The 15,978-nt window shown below is 71.6% G+C and carries 15 protein-coding genes; 11 read left to right on the plus strand and 4 right to left on the minus strand.

From position 1 onward, the window contains the following. Window positions 1-15: 15 nt before the first annotated feature. The 3 genes from HS041_RS06075 to HS041_RS06085 all read left to right on the plus strand — a co-directional run bounded on the left by HS041_RS06075 (window position 16) and on the right by HS041_RS06085 (window position 3,203). Window positions 16-1,041 (plus strand): NAD-dependent epimerase/dehydratase family protein, encoded by a 1,026-nt coding sequence (locus HS041_RS06075; protein ID WP_196439502.1) that lies wholly within the window; start codon window positions 16-18, stop codon window positions 1,039-1,041. Beyond that, window positions 1,038-1,979 (plus strand): lysophospholipid acyltransferase family protein, encoded by a 942-nt coding sequence (locus HS041_RS06080; protein WP_196439503.1) that lies wholly within the window; start codon window positions 1,038-1,040, stop codon window positions 1,977-1,979. Before HS041_RS06075 ends, HS041_RS06080 begins: the two co-directional genes overlap by 4 nt. A gap of 177 nt (window positions 1,980-2,156) precedes the next feature. Further along, the gene (locus HS041_RS06085) at window positions 2,157-3,203 is read left to right on the plus strand and encodes an alpha/beta fold hydrolase (protein ID WP_196439504.1); all 1,047 of its coding nucleotides are present in this window, start codon (window positions 2,157-2,159) and stop codon (window positions 3,201-3,203) included. Here the strand turns inward: HS041_RS06085 and HS041_RS06090 are convergent. The 3 genes from HS041_RS06090 to HS041_RS06100 form a co-directional block, all read right to left on the minus strand. Then, complete coding sequence (locus HS041_RS06090; protein WP_196439505.1) at window positions 3,188-4,054, minus strand: HAD family hydrolase; 867 nt, start codon at window positions 4,052-4,054, stop codon at window positions 3,188-3,190. The two genes, HS041_RS06085 and HS041_RS06090, sit on opposite strands and share 16 nt — an antisense overlap. A 78-nt stretch (window positions 4,055-4,132) precedes the next feature. Continuing rightward, the gene (locus HS041_RS06095) at window positions 4,133-4,846 is read right to left on the minus strand and encodes a DUF5667 domain-containing protein (RefSeq protein WP_196439506.1); all 714 of its coding nucleotides are present in this window, start codon (window positions 4,844-4,846) and stop codon (window positions 4,133-4,135) included. 108 nt (window positions 4,847-4,954) lie between these two features. After that, window positions 4,955-5,599 carry a sigma-70 family RNA polymerase sigma factor gene (locus tag HS041_RS06100; RefSeq protein ID WP_196439507.1) on the minus strand — a complete coding sequence of 215 codons (645 nt, stop codon included), beginning with the start codon at window positions 5,597-5,599 and terminating at the stop codon, window positions 4,955-4,957. Between the two features lie 206 nt (window positions 5,600-5,805). Between HS041_RS06100 and HS041_RS06105 the strand changes: the two genes are divergently transcribed. After that, the gene (locus HS041_RS06105) at window positions 5,806-7,440 is read left to right on the plus strand and encodes an antibiotic biosynthesis monooxygenase (protein ID WP_196439508.1); all 1,635 of its coding nucleotides are present in this window, start codon (window positions 5,806-5,808) and stop codon (window positions 7,438-7,440) included. Between the two features lie 42 nt (window positions 7,441-7,482). Here HS041_RS06105 and HS041_RS06110 read toward each other — a convergent pair whose 3' ends face one another. Next, window positions 7,483-7,731, minus strand: a complete 249-nt coding sequence (locus tag HS041_RS06110) for a glutaredoxin family protein (RefSeq protein ID WP_196439509.1) — start codon at window positions 7,729-7,731, stop codon at window positions 7,483-7,485. A 197-nt stretch (window positions 7,732-7,928) separates the two neighbouring features. Between HS041_RS06110 and HS041_RS06115 the strand changes: the two genes are divergently transcribed. The 7 genes from HS041_RS06115 to hemL all read left to right on the plus strand — a co-directional run bounded on the left by HS041_RS06115 (window position 7,929) and on the right by hemL (window position 15,940). Then, window positions 7,929-8,636, plus strand: a complete 708-nt coding sequence (locus HS041_RS06115; protein ID WP_196439510.1) for a redox-sensing transcriptional repressor Rex — start codon at window positions 7,929-7,931, stop codon at window positions 8,634-8,636. A 109-nt stretch (window positions 8,637-8,745) separates the two neighbouring features. Then, window positions 8,746-10,053, plus strand: a complete 1,308-nt coding sequence (locus HS041_RS06120) for a glutamyl-tRNA reductase (RefSeq protein ID WP_196439511.1) — start codon at window positions 8,746-8,748, stop codon at window positions 10,051-10,053. A 35-nt stretch (window positions 10,054-10,088) separates the two neighbouring features. Continuing rightward, the gene (gene hemC / locus HS041_RS06125) at window positions 10,089-10,961 is read left to right on the plus strand and encodes a hydroxymethylbilane synthase (RefSeq protein WP_230878443.1); all 873 of its coding nucleotides are present in this window, start codon (window positions 10,089-10,091) and stop codon (window positions 10,959-10,961) included. Then, on the plus strand, window positions 10,958-12,538 hold the full coding sequence (locus HS041_RS06130; RefSeq protein ID WP_196439512.1) for a bifunctional uroporphyrinogen-III C-methyltransferase/uroporphyrinogen-III synthase: 1,581 nt from the start codon (window positions 10,958-10,960) through the stop codon (window positions 12,536-12,538). Before hemC ends, HS041_RS06130 begins: the two co-directional genes overlap by 4 nt. A 51-nt stretch (window positions 12,539-12,589) precedes the next feature. Further along, window positions 12,590-13,576 (plus strand): porphobilinogen synthase, encoded by a 987-nt coding sequence (hemB, locus tag HS041_RS06135; protein ID WP_196439513.1) that lies wholly within the window; start codon window positions 12,590-12,592, stop codon window positions 13,574-13,576. Window positions 13,577-13,858: 282 nt separating this feature from the next. Further along, a complete protein-coding gene (locus HS041_RS06140) occupies window positions 13,859-14,503 on the plus strand; it encodes a bifunctional DNA primase/polymerase (protein ID WP_196439514.1) in 645 nt (214 codons plus the stop codon). Window positions 14,504-14,644: 141 nt separating this feature from the next. Next, window positions 14,645-15,940, plus strand: a complete 1,296-nt coding sequence (gene hemL / locus HS041_RS06145) for a glutamate-1-semialdehyde 2,1-aminomutase (protein ID WP_196439515.1) — start codon at window positions 14,645-14,647, stop codon at window positions 15,938-15,940. The last annotated feature ends 38 nt before the right edge of the window (window positions 15,941-15,978 follow it).

Consider the following 15,978-nt stretch of genomic DNA (forward strand, 5'->3'; position numbering starts at 1 on the left):
ATCTGCGAGGCGTCGATGACCCATACCGTGCTTGTCACCGGGGTCTCGCGCCACATCGGCGCCCGAGTGGCGAGCGTTCTCGCGGCTGACCCGGATGTCGACCGGGTCATCGGAGTGGACACGGTGCCGCCGCCTTCGCTCTCACGTGATGGCGGCGTCCCTCTCGGCCGGACGGAGTTCGTCCGCGTCGATCTGCGCAGTCCCGACATCGCCCAGGTGATCGCGGCCGCCGACATCGACACCGTCGTTCACATGAGCCTGGTGAGCGCTCCCCCGAGGAGCGGTGGCCGCGCGCTCATGAAGGAGCACAACGTCATCGGCACCATGCAACTGCTCGGTGCCTGTCAGCGGTCCGCGACGATCCGCCGGGTCGTCGTGCGTTCCACCACCGCGGTGTACGGCTCCTCGCCGCGCGACCCGGCGGTCTTCACCGAGGACGCCGAGCCCGGCGAGTCCCCCACCCACGGCTACGCCAAGGACGCCTCCGAGGTGGAGGGCTACGTCCGAGGCTTCGCCAGGCGGCGCCGGGACGTCAGCGTGTCGACGCTCAGGTTCGCCAACTTCATGGGGCCGGGGGTCGACTCGCCGCTGACCCGCTACTTCTCCCAGCCGGTGCTGCCGAGGGTGCTCGGGTTCGATCCCCGGCTGCAGTTCGTCCACGAGGACGACGCGGTCGAGGTGCTGCGCCGGATGGCGATGGAGGACCACCCCGGCACGTTCAACGTGGCCGGGGACGGTGTGCTGCTCCTGTCACAGTGCGTACGGCGGGCCGGCCTGCTCTCGCTGCCGCTGCCCGCTCAGGCTTTCGGCCTCCTGGGCGACCTCGCCCGCGGGGTCGGGATGGCGAACTTCTCCCCCGAGCAACTCCGCCTGATGTGCCACGGCCGCGTGGTGGACACCACCCGGCTGACCGCCGTCCTGGGCTGGAAGCCCAAGTTCTCCACGGGTGCCGCCTTCGAGGACTTCCTCCGCGCCCGCGGCCTGGCCGGAGGGTTTCCCTCCGGCGTACTGGACACGCTGTCCCATATGGTGGCGAGATGAGAGAGACGGCCGGCACCGGCGAGGAGTCCCGCGAGGCCCAGGTGATCCCCATCGACCGGGCCCGCTCCTCGTACGACCCGCCGTCCGGCCCGGACGGCGACGACCGCCTCGCCGAGCTGCTGGCGTTCCTGCGGCGCCGCCTCACCGGGGAGTACGAGGTCGACGAGTTCGGCTTCGACGCGGAGCTCACCGACAAGGTGCTCCTGGAGCTCATCCGCCCGCTCTACCGGCACTGGTTCCGCGTCGAGACCGTCGGCGTCGAGAACGTGCCGGGCGACTCCGGGGCCCTCGTCGTCGCCAACCACTCGGGCACCGTTCCGGTGGACGCGCTCATGCTCCAGGTGGCCCTGCACGACGACCACCCCGGCCGCCGCGCGCTGCGCCTGCTCGGCGCCGACCTGGTCTACCAGCTCCCGCTGCTCGGCCACCTGGCGCGCAAGACCGGCCACACCCTGGCCTGCCGGGAGGACGCCGACCGGCTCCTGCGCAAGGGCGAGCTCGTCGGGGTCTTCCCCGAGGGGTTCAAGGGCGTCGGCAAGCCGTTCTCGGAACGGTACAAGCTCCAGAGGTTCGGCCGCGGGGGGTTCGTCGCCTCGGCGATCCGGGCCGGGGTCCCGATCGTCCCCTGTGCGATCGTGGGAGCCGAGGAGATCTATCCGAAGATCGGCGACCTGCGCTTCCTCGCCCGGGCCCTGGGCCTGCCGTACCTGCCGGTCACCCCGCTGTTCCCCTGGCTCGGCCCGCTCGGTCTGGTCCCGCTCCCGTCCAAGTGGATGATCGGCTTCGGCGAGCCCATCCGCACCGACGAGTACGACCCGTCCGACGCCGACGACCCGATGCTGGTCTTCAACCTCACCGACCAGGTCCGGGAGGTCATCCAGCAGCAGCTGAACGAGCTGCGCCTGCGGCGGGGGCACGCCTTCCCCCCGTTCTTCTGAACGCCCGTCCCCGCCGGTCGCCCCCGTCGTCACGGCCGCGACCGCTCGTCCGGGCTGCCGGCTCGCCTCGCTCGCGCCTTTCCCGGGCGATTTTTATTAGCCGCAGAGTCTAACAACGAGTGCTTTCGGTCGGTATGGTGTGGTCAGCACTGAGCTTCCGAGCAGGGGGAGTGGGGCATGGGCGCACGCCGTACCGCGACGAGGGCCGCGATCGCCGGGCTGGCGGCAGGGGTGGCGCTGGGCGTCGCCCGGCGGCGACGGGAGCGGGGGCGGTCCGGTGCGGCGCTCGGCGGGCACCGCGGACGGCCGGTCACCGTCGTCACCGACGACGGCGTCCAGCTCGCGGTGGACGTCGAGGAGGCCGGGTCACCCGAGTTCGCCGTGGTGTTCGCGCACGGCTGGGTGATGAACCGGCACTGCTGGCACTTCCAGCGGGAGGCGTTCAAGGGCGAGGCGACTCTCGTCTTCTACGACCAGCGCGGGCACGGAGCCTCGTCGGCCGGGGCGTTCGACGCCTGCACCGTCGACCGGCTGGGGGACGACCTCGCCGCCGTGATCGAACAGGCCGTGCCCGAAGGGCTGCCGGTGGTGCTGGTCGGACACTCGATGGGCGGGATGACGATCATGGCCTTCGCCGGGCGGCACCCCGAGGTGCTGGCCGCGCGGGTGGCCGGGGTGGCGCTGCTCAGCACGTCCTCCGGGCAACTGCGGGAGAGCACGTTCGGGCTGCCGGGGCCGATCGGGCGCCTCGCGCCGGTCGTCACCCCGGTCGTGTTCGATCGCATGCTGGCCCGTGCCGCGCTCATCGACCGCAGAACCGCGATCAAGACGCGCACCAACCTGCCGGTGACCCGCTACGTCGCCTTCGGGCCCGGCGCCCGCCGCGAGCACGTGCGGTTCGTCAACGCCATGGCAGCCGCCACGCCGACCGAGGTGATGGTCGGCTTCTTCAACGACTTCCTCGTCCACGACAAGCTCAAGGCGCTGGCCGCCCTCGGCTCGGTGGAGACCCTGGTCATGGTCGGCTCACGCGACCGCATGACGCCCCGGGTGCACAGCGACCGCATCGCTGAGGCGGTGCCCGGGGCCCGCCTCCAGGTCATCCCCGGCGCCGGCCACATGATCGGCCTGGAGCACCCCGAGGCCGTCAACCGGGCCCTGTCCGGCCTGTTCGACCGGGCCCTGTCCGGCTGGGCGCCGACCGCGGGTCAGAGCGAGCGGTAGTGGCGGCGCAGGGCGATGGCGGCGGCCACGCCGCCCGCCACGGCTCCGGCCCCGGCGGCGATGGGAAGGCCGACCATCGTGGCCTTGCGGCCGGTCCTGAAATCCCTGATCTCCCACTTGCTGTCCCTGGCGTGCTCCCGCAGCTCCGCGTCGGGGTTGATCGCGGTGGGGTGGCCGACCAGGGAGAGCAGCGGCAGGTCGTTGGCGGAGTCGCTGTAGGCCGAGCAGCGCGTCAGGTCGAGCCCCTCCCGGCGGGCCAGCGCCCGTACGGCCTCCGCCTTGGCCGGGCCGTGCAGCAGGTCGCCGACCAGGCGGCCGGTGTAGACGCCGTCCACGGTCTCGGAGACGGTGCCGAGCGCACCGGTGAGACCGAGCCGCTGGGCGATCACGCGGGCGAGCTCGACTGGCGTGGCGGTGACCAGCCAGACGCGCTGGCCGGCGTCCAGGTGGCTCTGAGCGAGGGCGCGGGTGCCGGCCCAGATGCGGTCGGCCATGGCCTCGTCGTAGATCTCCTCGCCGAGGCGGACGATGTCCTCCACCCGGTTGCCCGCCACGAACGCCAGCGCGGTCTCCCGCGCCTTGGCGATGTGATCGGGGTTCTCGTCGCCGCGGACGCGGAAGAGCGCCTGGCCGAGCGCGAACCTCACCAGATCCTTGGTGGTGAACAGGCCCCGGGAAGCCAGGCCGCGGGCGAAGTGGTAGATCGAGGCGCCGCGCATCATGGTGTTGTCGACGTCGAAGAAGGCGGCGGCGGTCGGATCGGGATCGGCCATCGGCATGGCGACGGCCGCCGCGGCCGCCACCTCTCCGGCCGCCTGTGCCTCGCTCCGTCGTCGCATCAGCCGCTTCATAGCATCTCAGCTTAACTGGCACAGGTGGGTGAAATCGGTATACGTCACGTTAGCGCGATGTGACGTTTCGCGTATCCCTCACCCGGGTGGGGCCAGGCCCTCGATGTAGTTGAGGTACCCGCTGGCCCTGCGCTGGTCCTCCTCGTCCATCTTGGGGAGCATCCCCTCGATCTGGTTGCGCTGCTTCTGGACGAAGCGCTTGAGGTTCCCGGTGGCCTTCGCGTCGTCGCGCCGCACCCGGGTGAGGGCGGTGACCGCGGACCGGGTGGTGTCCTCCATCTCCTTGAGGGTCTGGCCCACCAGCCGGCTGTCGGAGCGGGTGGCGGAGCCGAGCAGCTCCTCGACCTCGTCGGCCCGCGTGGAGGCGGAGCTGAGTTCGCGGTCGGCCCGCTCGGCCTCGGTGGCGCTCAGGCTGAGCATGGTGTTCTCGGCGGCGCGCTTGAGCGGGTAGAGCGTGTCGCCGGGAACCGACCGGTAGGTGGCCAGGCCCGCGGCCACCATGCCGACGGCCAGCCCCAGACTCAGCAGCCGGGGGAGGAACGACAGGCGTGCGCGGGGCCCGCCCCGCCCGGCCGCGGCCTCGGCGGTGAGATCGGCGGTGAGATCGGCGGCGGGAGCGGCGCCGGGGACGGAGCCCGTCTCCTCGCGCGGCGCATTCACGAGGCGTTCCCGCAGCTCGGCCCGGAACTCCGGACGGGGCGCGGCTCCGGGCACATGGGCGCCGAGCTGCGACACGCGGCGCTGGACGCGTGTCCGCGACCTCCGAGAGATTCCGGGCAGCCACTTACCCATGAGCACTCCCTGCTGCCCCAGGACGATGATCCATCGGTGCTATCTGCCTAACGACGGCTCGCCATCGAGGTTACGCGGGACCCCGCCGCCGGCACGCCGACGACGAGGTCAGTCGAGGTCCGAGTCCAGCACCCGGGCGAGCGCTCGGATGGCGCGGAACTGCAGTGCCTTGATGGCGCCACTCTTCTTCCCCATGATGAGCGCGGTCTCGGCCAGGGACATGCCGTGCAGGAAGCGCAGGACCACGCACTCCTGCTGCTCGGGGCGGAGGGTGCGGACGGCGCTGAGCACCCGGTGGTTGACCATCGCGGTGACGACGGCGTTCTCGGGGATGTGCGGACCGTCGAGCGGCGTCTCGAACACCTCGGCGGTCGAGACCTCCAGCCGGTAGCGACCGGACTTGAAATGGTCGGTGACGAGATTCCTGGCGATGGTCACGAGCCAGGCCCCGAAGTCACGTCCTTGCCAAGTGAAGTCGGCGATTCGGCGAAGGGCGCGGAGGAAGGTCTCGCTCGTGAGATCCTCGGCGAGCGGGTGGGATCCGACCCGGAGAAGGATATAGCGGTAGACCAGGTCGAGATACCGGTCGTAGAGCGTGCCGAACGCCTCCGTGTCTCCTGTCTTGGCGCGGAGGACGAGGGTGCGCAGTTCCTCCGAGGTGTCCTCGTGCACGAGGAGGTCGACGCTGCGGACGGGTTGGGTCACCCCGGCGGTGGTGGGGAGCGGCCCGGCGATCGGCCACGTGTCTGGCATCCGGTGTCCCTGGGGAGAAAGGGTGCGGCGTGCCCGCCCACTCTAGAAATCATCAGGAAATTCCACAATCCACTTGGTGCTGTCGTGACTGCGGGTAGTCGGCATATACGGTGTGACGCCGGATGTGTCCGGATCCGGGTCGCGGGGGCGCGGTCACCGGTTCGGCTACCGGTCGAGGGGCAATGTCCGGCAGCATTGGAGACACCATGGAAGTCCTCGTCGCCGTTATCGCGTCCGTCGGAGCCCTGCTCGCCGCCATCGCCACGGTCGCTCTGCTCAGCAGGTTCCGCGGTGAGCCCAGAGGCTGGCTGGCCGCCTGGAGCGTCGCCACCGCGTCGCTGTGCGTGTCACTCGGCGTAGTCGCCGCAGGTCACCTGAGCGGATTCGGGACAGTCACATTCCGCGTCTACCAGTTGTCCGGTTCGTTGCTGGCCCCGGTGTGGCTGGCGGCCGGAGTGATGCAGCTGCTGGCGCGGACGTTCACGGTCCGCCTGATCTCGTGGCTGTTCGGGGGTGCCTTCACCGTCATCGCCCTGGTGATCATGATGGTCGACCCGGTGCTGCGGGAGGCGAGCTTCGCCAAGACCCTTCCGGTCGCCGGCCAGCACTGGGGCGTCCCGCCGGCCTACCTGCTCCTGGTCGCCCACGCGGTCGTCGCGCTGATCCTGCTGGGCGGTCTCGTGCTGGCCGTCATGCGCTGGCGCAGCGGGGACGACTACGACGCCGACAACATGCACGCGCTCCTGGTCCTCGGCCCCACGGGTCTCGCACTGGCCGGAGCCGTCAGCTTCCCCGTGGCGGGGATGCTGACGGTGCTGCTGCTCCTCGTCACCGCCGCCGCCGTCTGGTACGCCGTGCTCCGCCCTCTCGCGCCCTACGAGGACGAGGACGAGGACGACCTCGACGACGACTGGGACGACCAGCGCCCGAGCCGCCGTCCGATGCCCGACCCCGCCCGAGACGTCCAGGTCGCGGGCCGCAGCATGCCGGTCGAGCCCTCCCCGCAGCTGGTGCCCGAGCAGTCCGCCCGCCGTTCCGGCCTCGGCGACCTCGTCGCCGAGTACCGCGCAGGAGAGCAGAACGTCGACTACGCGGCGCGCATGCAGGGGGACCCGCCACGCGACGACCCGTTCGGCGGCCCCGCCACCGGCACCTTCATGGCCGGTGAGTACGGCATGCCGTCCGCCGGCCATCCGGCCGGCGGCGACGACCGCGGCCGGAACCTCCCGATGACCGGTCAGTTCGGCATGCCGCCCGCCGACCCGCCCCTCAACGGTCCGGTGACCGGCGAGTACGGCATTCCCGACATCGCCTCCGGTGAGTACGGCAGGCGCGAGCAGGGCTACGGCGTCCAGCCGGGCGTCCAGCCCGGTGCCCAGCCGGGCGTCCAGCCCGCGGCCAGCCTCCGCCCGATGCCCGCGGACCAGGCGTTCGGCACCTCGCCGGCCGCGGCCTATCCGGGGCCGGTCGCCGAGCGGCCCGGCGGCGCGAACGGCTCCAGCCGGCCGTCGCCGAGCATCTTCGGCCTGCTGACCGTGTTCACCCTGATCGACGGCACCGGAGAGATGTTCGACCGGCTGGCCGAGGAGACGGTCGACGCCGTCCGCCAGGGCGAGCCCGACACCCTCGTCTACACCTGCCACTCGGTGAAGTCCGCCCCGCTCCAGCGCATCGTCTACGAGATCTACCGTGACGAGGTCGCCTACGCCGACCACCAGCGCCAGGCCCACGTGGAGCGGTTCGTCGCCGAGCGGCAGAACATGGTGCTCGCCACCAACGTCATCGAGCTCAACGTGAACGCGGCGAAGGTGCTCCCGCTGCCGATGGCCTTCAAGATCTGACACCGGCCTCGCGGATCCCGCCCGGGATCCGCGAGGCCGGTGTCAGGCGCCGAGCGCGGCGCGCAGGCGCTTCTCGTCGACGCGCCAGAAGTCGTGCTGGACGCCGTCGACGAGAGTGACGGGAATCATCTCCCAGTATTTCTCCTGGTCCTCCTCGGAGGCGGTGATGTCGCGCTCCTCCCAGGGGACGCCCAGATCCGTGGCGACCCGCTCGATCACGGCCCGCGCGTCGTCGCACAGGTGACAGCCGGGCTTTCCGAGCAAAGTGATGCGGTGGTCCTGCGGTGCCATGCCCGCAACGCTAGCGCGGTGAGGGACCGCCCGGCGTCGCACCTGCCGTCGCGTGCACGGCCGTACGAGCACCGGCCACTGAACACTCACTTTGTGCATCGGTTCACAAAGGGACTAACCTGGATGACAGTGGCCTCACCTCGTCATCCGTCGCGTCCGGGCCGCGCCGGTCGCCTGTCCCCCTGGAGCTCCGGCACGTGATCCGCCGTCTGTCCCAAGCCCGTGAACGTGGCATCCCCGAGGCGACCGTCGCCCGGCTGCCGCTCTACCTGCGGGCGTTGAACGGCATGGCCGAGCGGGGTCTGGCGACCGTGAGCTCCGAGGACCTGGCCGTCGCCGCGGGCGTGAACTCGGCCAAGCTCCGCAAGGACCTCTCCCACCTGGGTTCCTACGGCACGCGCGGAGTCGGCTACGACGTCGAGTATCTGATCTACCAGATCTCCCGCGAGCTGGGCCTGACCCAGGACTGGGCCGTGGCCATCGTCGGGGTCGGCAACCTCGGGCGGGCCCTGGCCAACTACGGGGGCTTCGTCTCCCGCGGATTCCGGGTCGCCGCGCTCCTCGACGCCGACCCCGAAGTGGTGGGCGACCGTATCGCGGGATTGAATGTGGAGCACATCGACGAGCTGGAAGCCGTGATCAGGCGGCGGGGAGTGTCGATCGTGGTGCTCGCGACGCCGGCCGCGGCGGCCCAGCAGGTGGCCGACCGGGTCGTCGCCGCGGGGATCACCAGCATCTTGAACTTCGCCCCCGTCGTGCTTTCCGTGCCCGAAGGCGTCGATATCCGTAAGGTCGACCTATCGATTGAACTGCAGATCCTCGCGTTCCACGAGCAACGCAAGACGGATCGGATGACTGGGGGGCCCGCGATGGCCGAGGAATGGCCCGAGGCGGTGGACCTGTGATCTCACACAGGGCGAGAGAAGGCCGCCGCGTGCCGGACGGGTGCGGGGTGCCCGGCGGCGTGTTCGCGAGCGCGGGTTCCGAGCCGCAGGCCGAGGAGAGCGAGGCCGTATGAGCGTGATCGTTGTCGGGCTGAGCCACCGGACGGCCCCGGTGGCCCTGCTGGAGCGGGTGTCCGTCTCCGGCGACGCGCTGGCCAAGCTGCTCCACGACGTCCAGCAGACCGGGTGCGTCGCGGAGACCATGGTCGTCTCGACCTGCAACCGGGTCGAGGTCTACGCCGTCGTGGACCGCTTCCACGCCGTGGTCACCGAGGTCTCCACGCTGCTCAGCGTGCACTCGGGCGTTCCGGTGGAGCAGCTCGCGCCCCACCTGTACGTGCACTACGAGGACCGCGCCGTCGAGCACCTGTTCTCGGTCGCCGCCGGCCTGGACTCCATGGTCGTCGGCGAGGGGCAGATCCTCGGCCAGATCCGCCAGGCGCTCAGGCTCGCCCAGGAGCAGGGCACGCTCGGCACGACACTCAACGAGCTCGTCCAGCAGGCGCTGCGGGTGGGCAAGCGCTCCCACGCCGAGACGGGCATCGACCGCGCCGGCGCGTCCCTCGTCGGCGTGGGCCTGACCCTCGCCGAGCGCGTCCTCGGCCCGCTCCGGGACCGGCGGGCCCTGGTGGTCGGCGCCGGCTCGATGAGCGCCCTGTCGGCCGCGACCCTGCAGCGGGCGGGCGTCACCGACATCGTGGTGGTCAACCGGACCCACGAGCGCGCCGTACGGCTGGCGCAGACGGTCGGCGGCCGGGCGGCCGGTTTCGGCGACCTGGCCGCGGAGCTCGCCGAGGCCGACCTGGTCATCTCCTGCACCGGTGCCACCGACGTGGTCATCACGGCGGACATGGTCACGCCCGGAGAGACGTTCCTGCTCGACCTCGCCCTGCCCCGGGACGTGGACCCCGCGGTACGACGGCTGCCCGGCGTCACCCTCGTGGACCTGGAGTCCATGCAGGAGGGGGCGGCCGACACCGGGGCCGACGACGGCGGCCGCGCCGAGGCGGTGACCGCGGTGCGCGGGATCGTCGCCGAGGAGGTCGCGGCCTACCTGTCGGCCGAGCGGGCCGCGCGGGTGACGCCGACCGTGATCGCGCTGCGGAGCAAGGCGGCCGAGGTGGTGGAGGCGGAGCTCGGGCGGCTCGTCGGACGGGTCCCGGAGATCGACGGGCGGATCCGCGACGAGGTCGCGCAGACCGTCAGGCGCGTGGTCGACAAGCTGCTCCACGAGCCCACCGTGCGTGTCAAACAGCTCGCGGAGTCCCCTGCGGGCGATCATTATGCGGAAGCGTTGCGAGAGCTGTTCAATCTGAACCCGAAGGTGCCCGACGCGGTCAGACGCGTCGAGACGATCGACATGGAGGTGGACCGGTGACGGGGGCCCTGCGAATGGGAACGCGCCGGAGCCTCATGGCGACGACGCAGTCGGGACTGGTCGCGGCCCGCCTCACCGAGCTGACCGGCCGGGCGGTGGAGCTCGTCGGCGTGACCACCTTCGGCGACGTGACCAAGGCCGACCTCACGCAGCTCGGCGGGACCGGCGTCTTCGTCAGCGCACTGCGCGACAAGCTGATCGAGGGCGAGGTCGACTTCGCGGTGCACTCGCTGAAGGACCTGCCCACCACGCCCGATCCGCGCGTGGTCATCGCCGCGATCCCGCCGCGCGACGACCACCGGGACGCCCTGGTCGCCGGGGCGAAGCTGGCCGATCTGCCGCCCGGTGCGAGGATCGGCACGGGATCACCGCGAAGAATCGCCCAGCTTCGCATGCTCCGTCCTGATATCGAGTGCGTCCCGATCCGGGGCAACGGTGAGACCCGGATCGGCAAGGTGACCTCCGGCGAGCTGCACGGGGTCGTCCTGGCCGCGGCCGGGCTCCGGCGACTCGGCCGGGAGAGCGAGGTCGCCCAGCTCTTCGAGGTCGACGAGATGCTGCCGGCCCCCGGGCAGGGTGCGCTGGCCGTGGAGGTCAGGGCCGACCGGGCCGACCTCCTGGAGCTGCTGGGCGTGCTCGACGACCCCGTCACCCGCGCCGCCGTCGCCGCCGAGCGCGCCGTGCTCAACGCCCTGGAGGCGGGTTGCGCCGCTCCGGTGGGTGCGTACGCGACCGTCAACGGGCAAGATCTGAACCTGACCGCGGCCGTCGTCGCCATCGACGGCGGTCACGCGGTGCGCAAGTCCACCGCCGGGACCTCTTCGGCGCCCATGGATCTCGGTCGCGACCTCGCGGCCGAGATGATCGCCGAAGGGGCAGGCACGTTGATAGGGGAGCAAGCACATTGAGCTCCGGAAGCACCACCTTCGAGCACCCCGCCGGGTTCGTCGCCTTCGTGGGCGCGGGACCGGGTGACGAGGGCCTGCTCACGCTGCGCGGGGCCGACCTGCTGGCGAAGGCCGATGCCGTCGTGCTCGACCAGGAGGCGTACGGCCCGCTGCTGCGCCACTGCCGGGAGGGCGTCGAGATCGTCGACGCGGCCGAGGAAGGCGCGGTCTCGCTGAGGGCCGTCGACGCGGCCAAGGCGGGACGCGGCGTCGTACGGCTGTGCGCAGGCGACCCGATGTTCTTCTCCTCGATCACCGAGGAGGTCGCGTCCTGCGTCAGGGCGGAGGTGGACTTCGAGATCGTGCCGGGGGTTCCGCCGGCGACGGCGGTGCTCACCTACGCGGGCATCCCCGCGGCGGTGTCGGTGCCCGAGTTCAGGGTCGTGGACGCGACGATGGTCGACGACTGGAGCGCGCACGCGGCCGGGGCGGGCACCCTGGTGATCTACAACGGGGTCGCCGAAGCGGTGGCGATCGGCAAGGCGCTCGTCGCCGCGGGCCGTCCGGACTCCACTCCGGTCGCGATCAGCAGCGCGGGCACCACGACGGAGCAGTACACCGTGGTGACCACGCTCGGCCGGATGGCGCCCGACCTCAAGCACGCCGGGATGACCGAGCCCGCGCTGATCGTGGTCGGCGAGGCCGTCGGCATGCGCGACCGGCTCTCGTGGTTCGAGACCAAGCCGCTGTTCGGCTGGCGGGTGCTGGTGCCCAGGACCAAGGAGCAGTCCGCGGGCCTGGTCGAGCAGCTGCGCTCCTACGGCGCCGTGCCCGAGGAGGTTCCGACGATCTCCGTGGAGCCGCCCAGGACCCCGCAGCAGATGGACCGGGCGATCAAGGGACTGGTCACCGGCCGCTACGAGTGGGTGGCGTTCACCAGTGCCAACGCGGTCAAGGCCGTCCGCGAGAAGTTCGAGGAGTACGGCCTGGACGCCCGCGCCTTCGCCGGGCTGAAGGTCGCCGCCGTGGGCGAGGCCACCGCTCGCGCCCTGGTGGAGTTCGGTGTGAAGCCGGATCTGATGCCCTCGGGTGAGCAGTCGTCGGAGGGCCTGCTGGCCGAGTGGCCGCCGTACGACTCCATGCTGGACCCGATCAACCGGGTCCTGCTGCCGCGTGCCGACATCGCCACCGAGGCGCTGGTCGCGGGCCTCACCGAGCTCGGCTGGGAGTGCGACGACGTCACCGCCTACCGGACCGTGCGCGCGGCCCCGCCGCCCGCCCCGATCCGCGAGGCGATCAAGAGCGGCGGCTTCGACGCGGTGCTGTTCACCTCCTCCAGCACGGTGCGCAACCTGGTGGGGATCGCCGGCAAGCCGCACAACGTCACGGTCATCGCCGCGATCGGCCCGCAGACCGCCAAGACGGCCGAGGAGTTCGGCCTGCGCGTCGACGTGATGGCCGACAAGGCGTCGGCTTCGGCCCTCGCAGCCGCGCTGGCCGAGTATGGTGCCAAGCAGCGGCAGGCCGCACTGGCCGCCGGAGACGTCCCACGCAGGCCCTCCCAGAACAGGCGAGGAGCCCGACGCCGCGCCAAGTGACGGCCGCGCCAGGCGGCCGTCGCGCCACATGATCCCAGGGGAGAGACCGTCATGACCGCCCAGTTCCCCGCTGCGCGTCCCCGCAGGCTCCGCCGTACCGCGCCGATGCGCCGGATGGCGGCCGGAACCCGGTTGCACCCGGCGGAGCTGGTGCTGCCGATGTTCGTGAAGGAGGGCATCGGCGAGCCCAACCCGATCGGCTCGATGCCCGGCGTGTTCCAGCACACCCGTGACTCGCTGCGCAAGGCCGCCCACGAGGCGGCCGAGGCGGGGGTCGGCGGGCTGATCCTGTTCGGCATCCCCGCGGTGAAGGACGCGCGGGGTTCGGCCGGCGACGACCCGGCAGGGATCGTCCAGCAGGCGGTGGCGGACCTGGTCTCCGACGTCGGCGACACGATGGTCGTGATGACCGACACCTGCCTGGACGAGTTCACCGACCACGGCCACTGCGGAATCCTGACGGCCGCGGGCGAGGTCGACAACGACGCCACCCTGGAGCGTTACGCGGCCGTCGCGGTGGCCCAGGCACGGGCGGGCTCGCAGGTCATCGCGCCGAGCGGGATGATGGACGGCCAGGTCGCCGCCATCCGAGCGGCGCTGGACGGCAACGGCTTCGAGCAGGTCCCGGTCCTGGCCTATTCGGCGAAGTACGCCTCCGCGCTCTACGGCCCGTTCCGCGACGCCGCCGAGTGCGCGCCGCAGTTCGGTGACCGCAGCGCCTACCAGCAGGACCCCGCCGGCCCGGTCGGCGAGGCGCTGCGGGAGGTCCGGCTCGACCTGGCCGAGGGCGCCGACGCGGTGATGGTCAAGCCCGCCCTGCTCTACCTCGACATCCTGCGCCAGGTTCGCGACCTGGTGGACGTGCCGGTGGCGGCCTACCAGGTCAGCGGAGAGTACGCCATGATCGAGGCCGCGGCGGCGAACGGCTGGATCGACCGGGACAGGGCGATCATGGAGTCGCTGGTCGCGATCCGCCGCGCCGGCGCCGACATGATCCTCACCTACTGGGCGACCGAGGCGGCGCGCAGGCTGTGTTGATGGGGCGTGCTGCGCACGGCCGGCTCGGGGATTGTGTTCATGGCGACGCTGGCGCCCCCGAGCGGGCTGCGGGCGCTCTCTGGGAGAGGGGTGAGATGCTTCGCACATGCCCAGAACTGGGGGTTTGCCACCTGTCGGTGGGAAGCGTGCGTTAGAGTGCGAAGACCGGTGCGGATGTGTCCTAGGTGGCGTAGACCTCTGAGTGTCTCCCTTTGTCAACCAAAAGACGGATATGTCACCGCATCCGGGTATGACGCGGGAACGCGGACGACGGAGGACGCAATGGTGGGGGTACCGCTGGCTCGTCGCACCAGACGACGGGCTCATCCGAAACAACAGATGATCACGTCTGTGCTGGAGTACGCCTCGCTGGGCTGGGCGAGCTGCCTGGGCGCGCGGCCGCTCAGGAACGGTCCGCGCGCCTGCTCCTGCGACCGGGTCGGCTGTCCCGACGCGGGCAACCATCCGCTCTCGCGCGCCTGGCAGATGCAGGCCACGACCGACCCCGCCCTGCTCACCCACTGGTGGCAGAGCGAGCCCGAGGCGAACGTGGTCCTTCCCACGGGACGCGTCTTCGACGTCTTCGACGTACCGCTGGCCGCCGGGCTCACCGCCCTGGCGGCCATGGACTCCGCCGGAGCGGCCTCGGGCCCGGTCGCCGCAAACGGTGACCGGGTCCTGTTCTATGTGGCCACCCGCAACACCTCCGAGGACGAGGACGAGTGGTGGTCCTGCTCCCTCGACTACGGGCCCTCGGCCATCGAGGACATGCCCGGCCTGCGCTGGCACTGCCGAGACAGCTACGTCCTCGCTCCGCCCTCCGTCCTGCCGACCGGCCAGCCGGTCTCCTGGCTCCGCGCCCCGGACGGCCGCCCGCTGCCCGACCCGCTTCGCATCCTCGACGTTCTCGCCGACGCCTGCGAGTGACCCGGCCGACGCCTGCGAGCGCCTCGCCGAGGTTGAGCTCTCCTCTCCCGTTACCGGCGGTCCTCCCGTTCCATGGGCCGGCCGCGCCGTCACTGTGAACCCGTGACGGGAACCCGGCCCTCCGGCCCGTAATCTGGGACGGTGAGCCGTACTGAGAACTCCGAGGACCTGTTCGCCCGCGCCCGCGAGATCGTCCCGGGAGGTGTCAACTCCCCGGTCCGCGCCTTCGGCGCCGTCGGCGGCACGCCCCGGTTCATGGCCTCCGGCCAGGGGCCGTACATCACCGACGTCGACGGCAACCGCTACGTCGACCTGGTCTGCTCATGGGGGCCGATGATCCTCGGGCACCGGCACCCGGACGTGGTCGAGGCCCTGCAGGAGGCGCTCGCCCAGGGCACCTCGTTCGGCACCGCCACGCCCGGCGAGGTCGAGCTCGCCGAGGAGATCGTCGCGCGGATGGCCCCGGTGGAGAAGGTCCGGCTGGTCAGCTCCGGTACCGAGGCCACCATGTCCGCGGTACGGCTGGCGCGCGGCTTCACCGGCCGCTCCAAGGTGGTCAAGTTCGCCGGCTGCTACCACGGCCATGTGGACGCCCTGCTCGCCTCGGCCGGATCCGGCCTGGTCACCTTCGGCCTGCCCGACACCCCCGGGGTGACCGGCGCCTCGGCCGCCGACACCGTGGTCCTGCCGTACAACTCCGTCGAGGCCGTGGCCGAGGCGTTCGCCGCGTTCGGCGGCGAGATCGCCTGCGTGATCACCGAGGCGTGCCCGGCCAACATGGGCGTCGTCCCGCCGGTGGACGGGTTCAACGCCAAGCTTCGCGAGCTGTGCACCGCGCACGGCGCGCTGCTGATCGTCGACGAGGTGCTGACCGGCTTCCGGGTGTCGAGGTCAGGATGGTACGGCCTCGACCCGGTGGACGCCGACCTGATGACCTTCGGCAAGGTCATGGGCGGCGGCCTGCCCGCCGCGGCGTTCGGCGGCAGGGCCGACGTGATGGCCCATCTCGCCCCCGAGGGCCCGGTCTACCAGGCGGGCACTCTGTCCGGCAATCCGCTGGCGTGCGCCGCAGGTCTGGCCACGCTGCGCGCCTGCGACGACGAGGTCTACGACCGGGTGGACGCCTCCGCCCTGGTGATCGGCCGCGCCGCCGCCGACGCGCTGGCCGCCGCCGGGGTGCCGCACCGCCTGCAGCGCGCGGGCAGCCTGTTCTCGGTCTTCTTCACCGAGGACCGGGTCACCGACTTCGCCACGGCGCAGACCCAGAACACCGCCGCCTACCGGGCCTTCTTCCACGCCATGCTGGAGCAGGGCGTCTACCTGCCCCCGTCGGCCTACGAGGCGTGGTTCCTGTCGGCCGCCCATGACGACGAGGCCCTGTCACGGATCGCCGAGGCCCTCCCCATCGCCGCCAAAGCCGCCGCCCAGGCGCTCTGAGCGGGTTCGGCGGACCCGGTCCCCGGCCCCATGGGCCG

It is taken from the genome of Planomonospora sp. ID67723 (assembly GCF_015711605.1).
GTDB lineage: Bacteria > Actinomycetota > Actinomycetes > Streptosporangiales > Streptosporangiaceae > Planomonospora_A.

Excerpts from the sequence above, each read along its gene's own strand:
- HS041_RS06090 (WP_196439505.1), bottom strand. The coding sequence starts at position 4,054 with ATGAAGCGGCTGATGCGACGACGGAGCGAGGCACAGGCGGCCGGAGAG.
- HS041_RS06140 (WP_196439514.1), top strand. The coding sequence starts at position 13,859 with ATGGTGGGGGTACCGCTGGCTCGTCGCACCAGACGACGGGCTCATCCG.
- hemC (WP_230878443.1), top strand. The coding sequence starts at position 10,089 with ATGGCGACGACGCAGTCGGGACTGGTCGCGGCCCGCCTCACCGAGCTG.
- HS041_RS06085 (WP_196439504.1), top strand. The coding sequence starts at position 2,157 with ATGGGCGCACGCCGTACCGCGACGAGGGCCGCGATCGCCGGGCTGGCG.
- hemB (WP_196439513.1), top strand. The coding sequence starts at position 12,590 with ATGACCGCCCAGTTCCCCGCTGCGCGTCCCCGCAGGCTCCGCCGTACC.
- HS041_RS06075 (WP_196439502.1), top strand. The coding sequence starts at position 16 with ATGACCCATACCGTGCTTGTCACCGGGGTCTCGCGCCACATCGGCGCC.
- HS041_RS06120 (WP_196439511.1), top strand. The coding sequence starts at position 8,746 with ATGAGCGTGATCGTTGTCGGGCTGAGCCACCGGACGGCCCCGGTGGCC.
- HS041_RS06095 (WP_196439506.1), bottom strand. The coding sequence starts at position 4,846 with ATGGGTAAGTGGCTGCCCGGAATCTCTCGGAGGTCGCGGACACGCGTC.
- HS041_RS06105 (WP_196439508.1), top strand. The coding sequence starts at position 5,806 with ATGGAAGTCCTCGTCGCCGTTATCGCGTCCGTCGGAGCCCTGCTCGCC.
- HS041_RS06110 (WP_196439509.1), bottom strand. The coding sequence starts at position 7,731 with ATGGCACCGCAGGACCACCGCATCACTTTGCTCGGAAAGCCCGGCTGT.
- HS041_RS06100 (WP_196439507.1), bottom strand. The coding sequence starts at position 5,599 with ATGCCAGACACGTGGCCGATCGCCGGGCCGCTCCCCACCACCGCCGGG.
- HS041_RS06080 (WP_196439503.1), top strand. The coding sequence starts at position 1,038 with ATGAGAGAGACGGCCGGCACCGGCGAGGAGTCCCGCGAGGCCCAGGTG.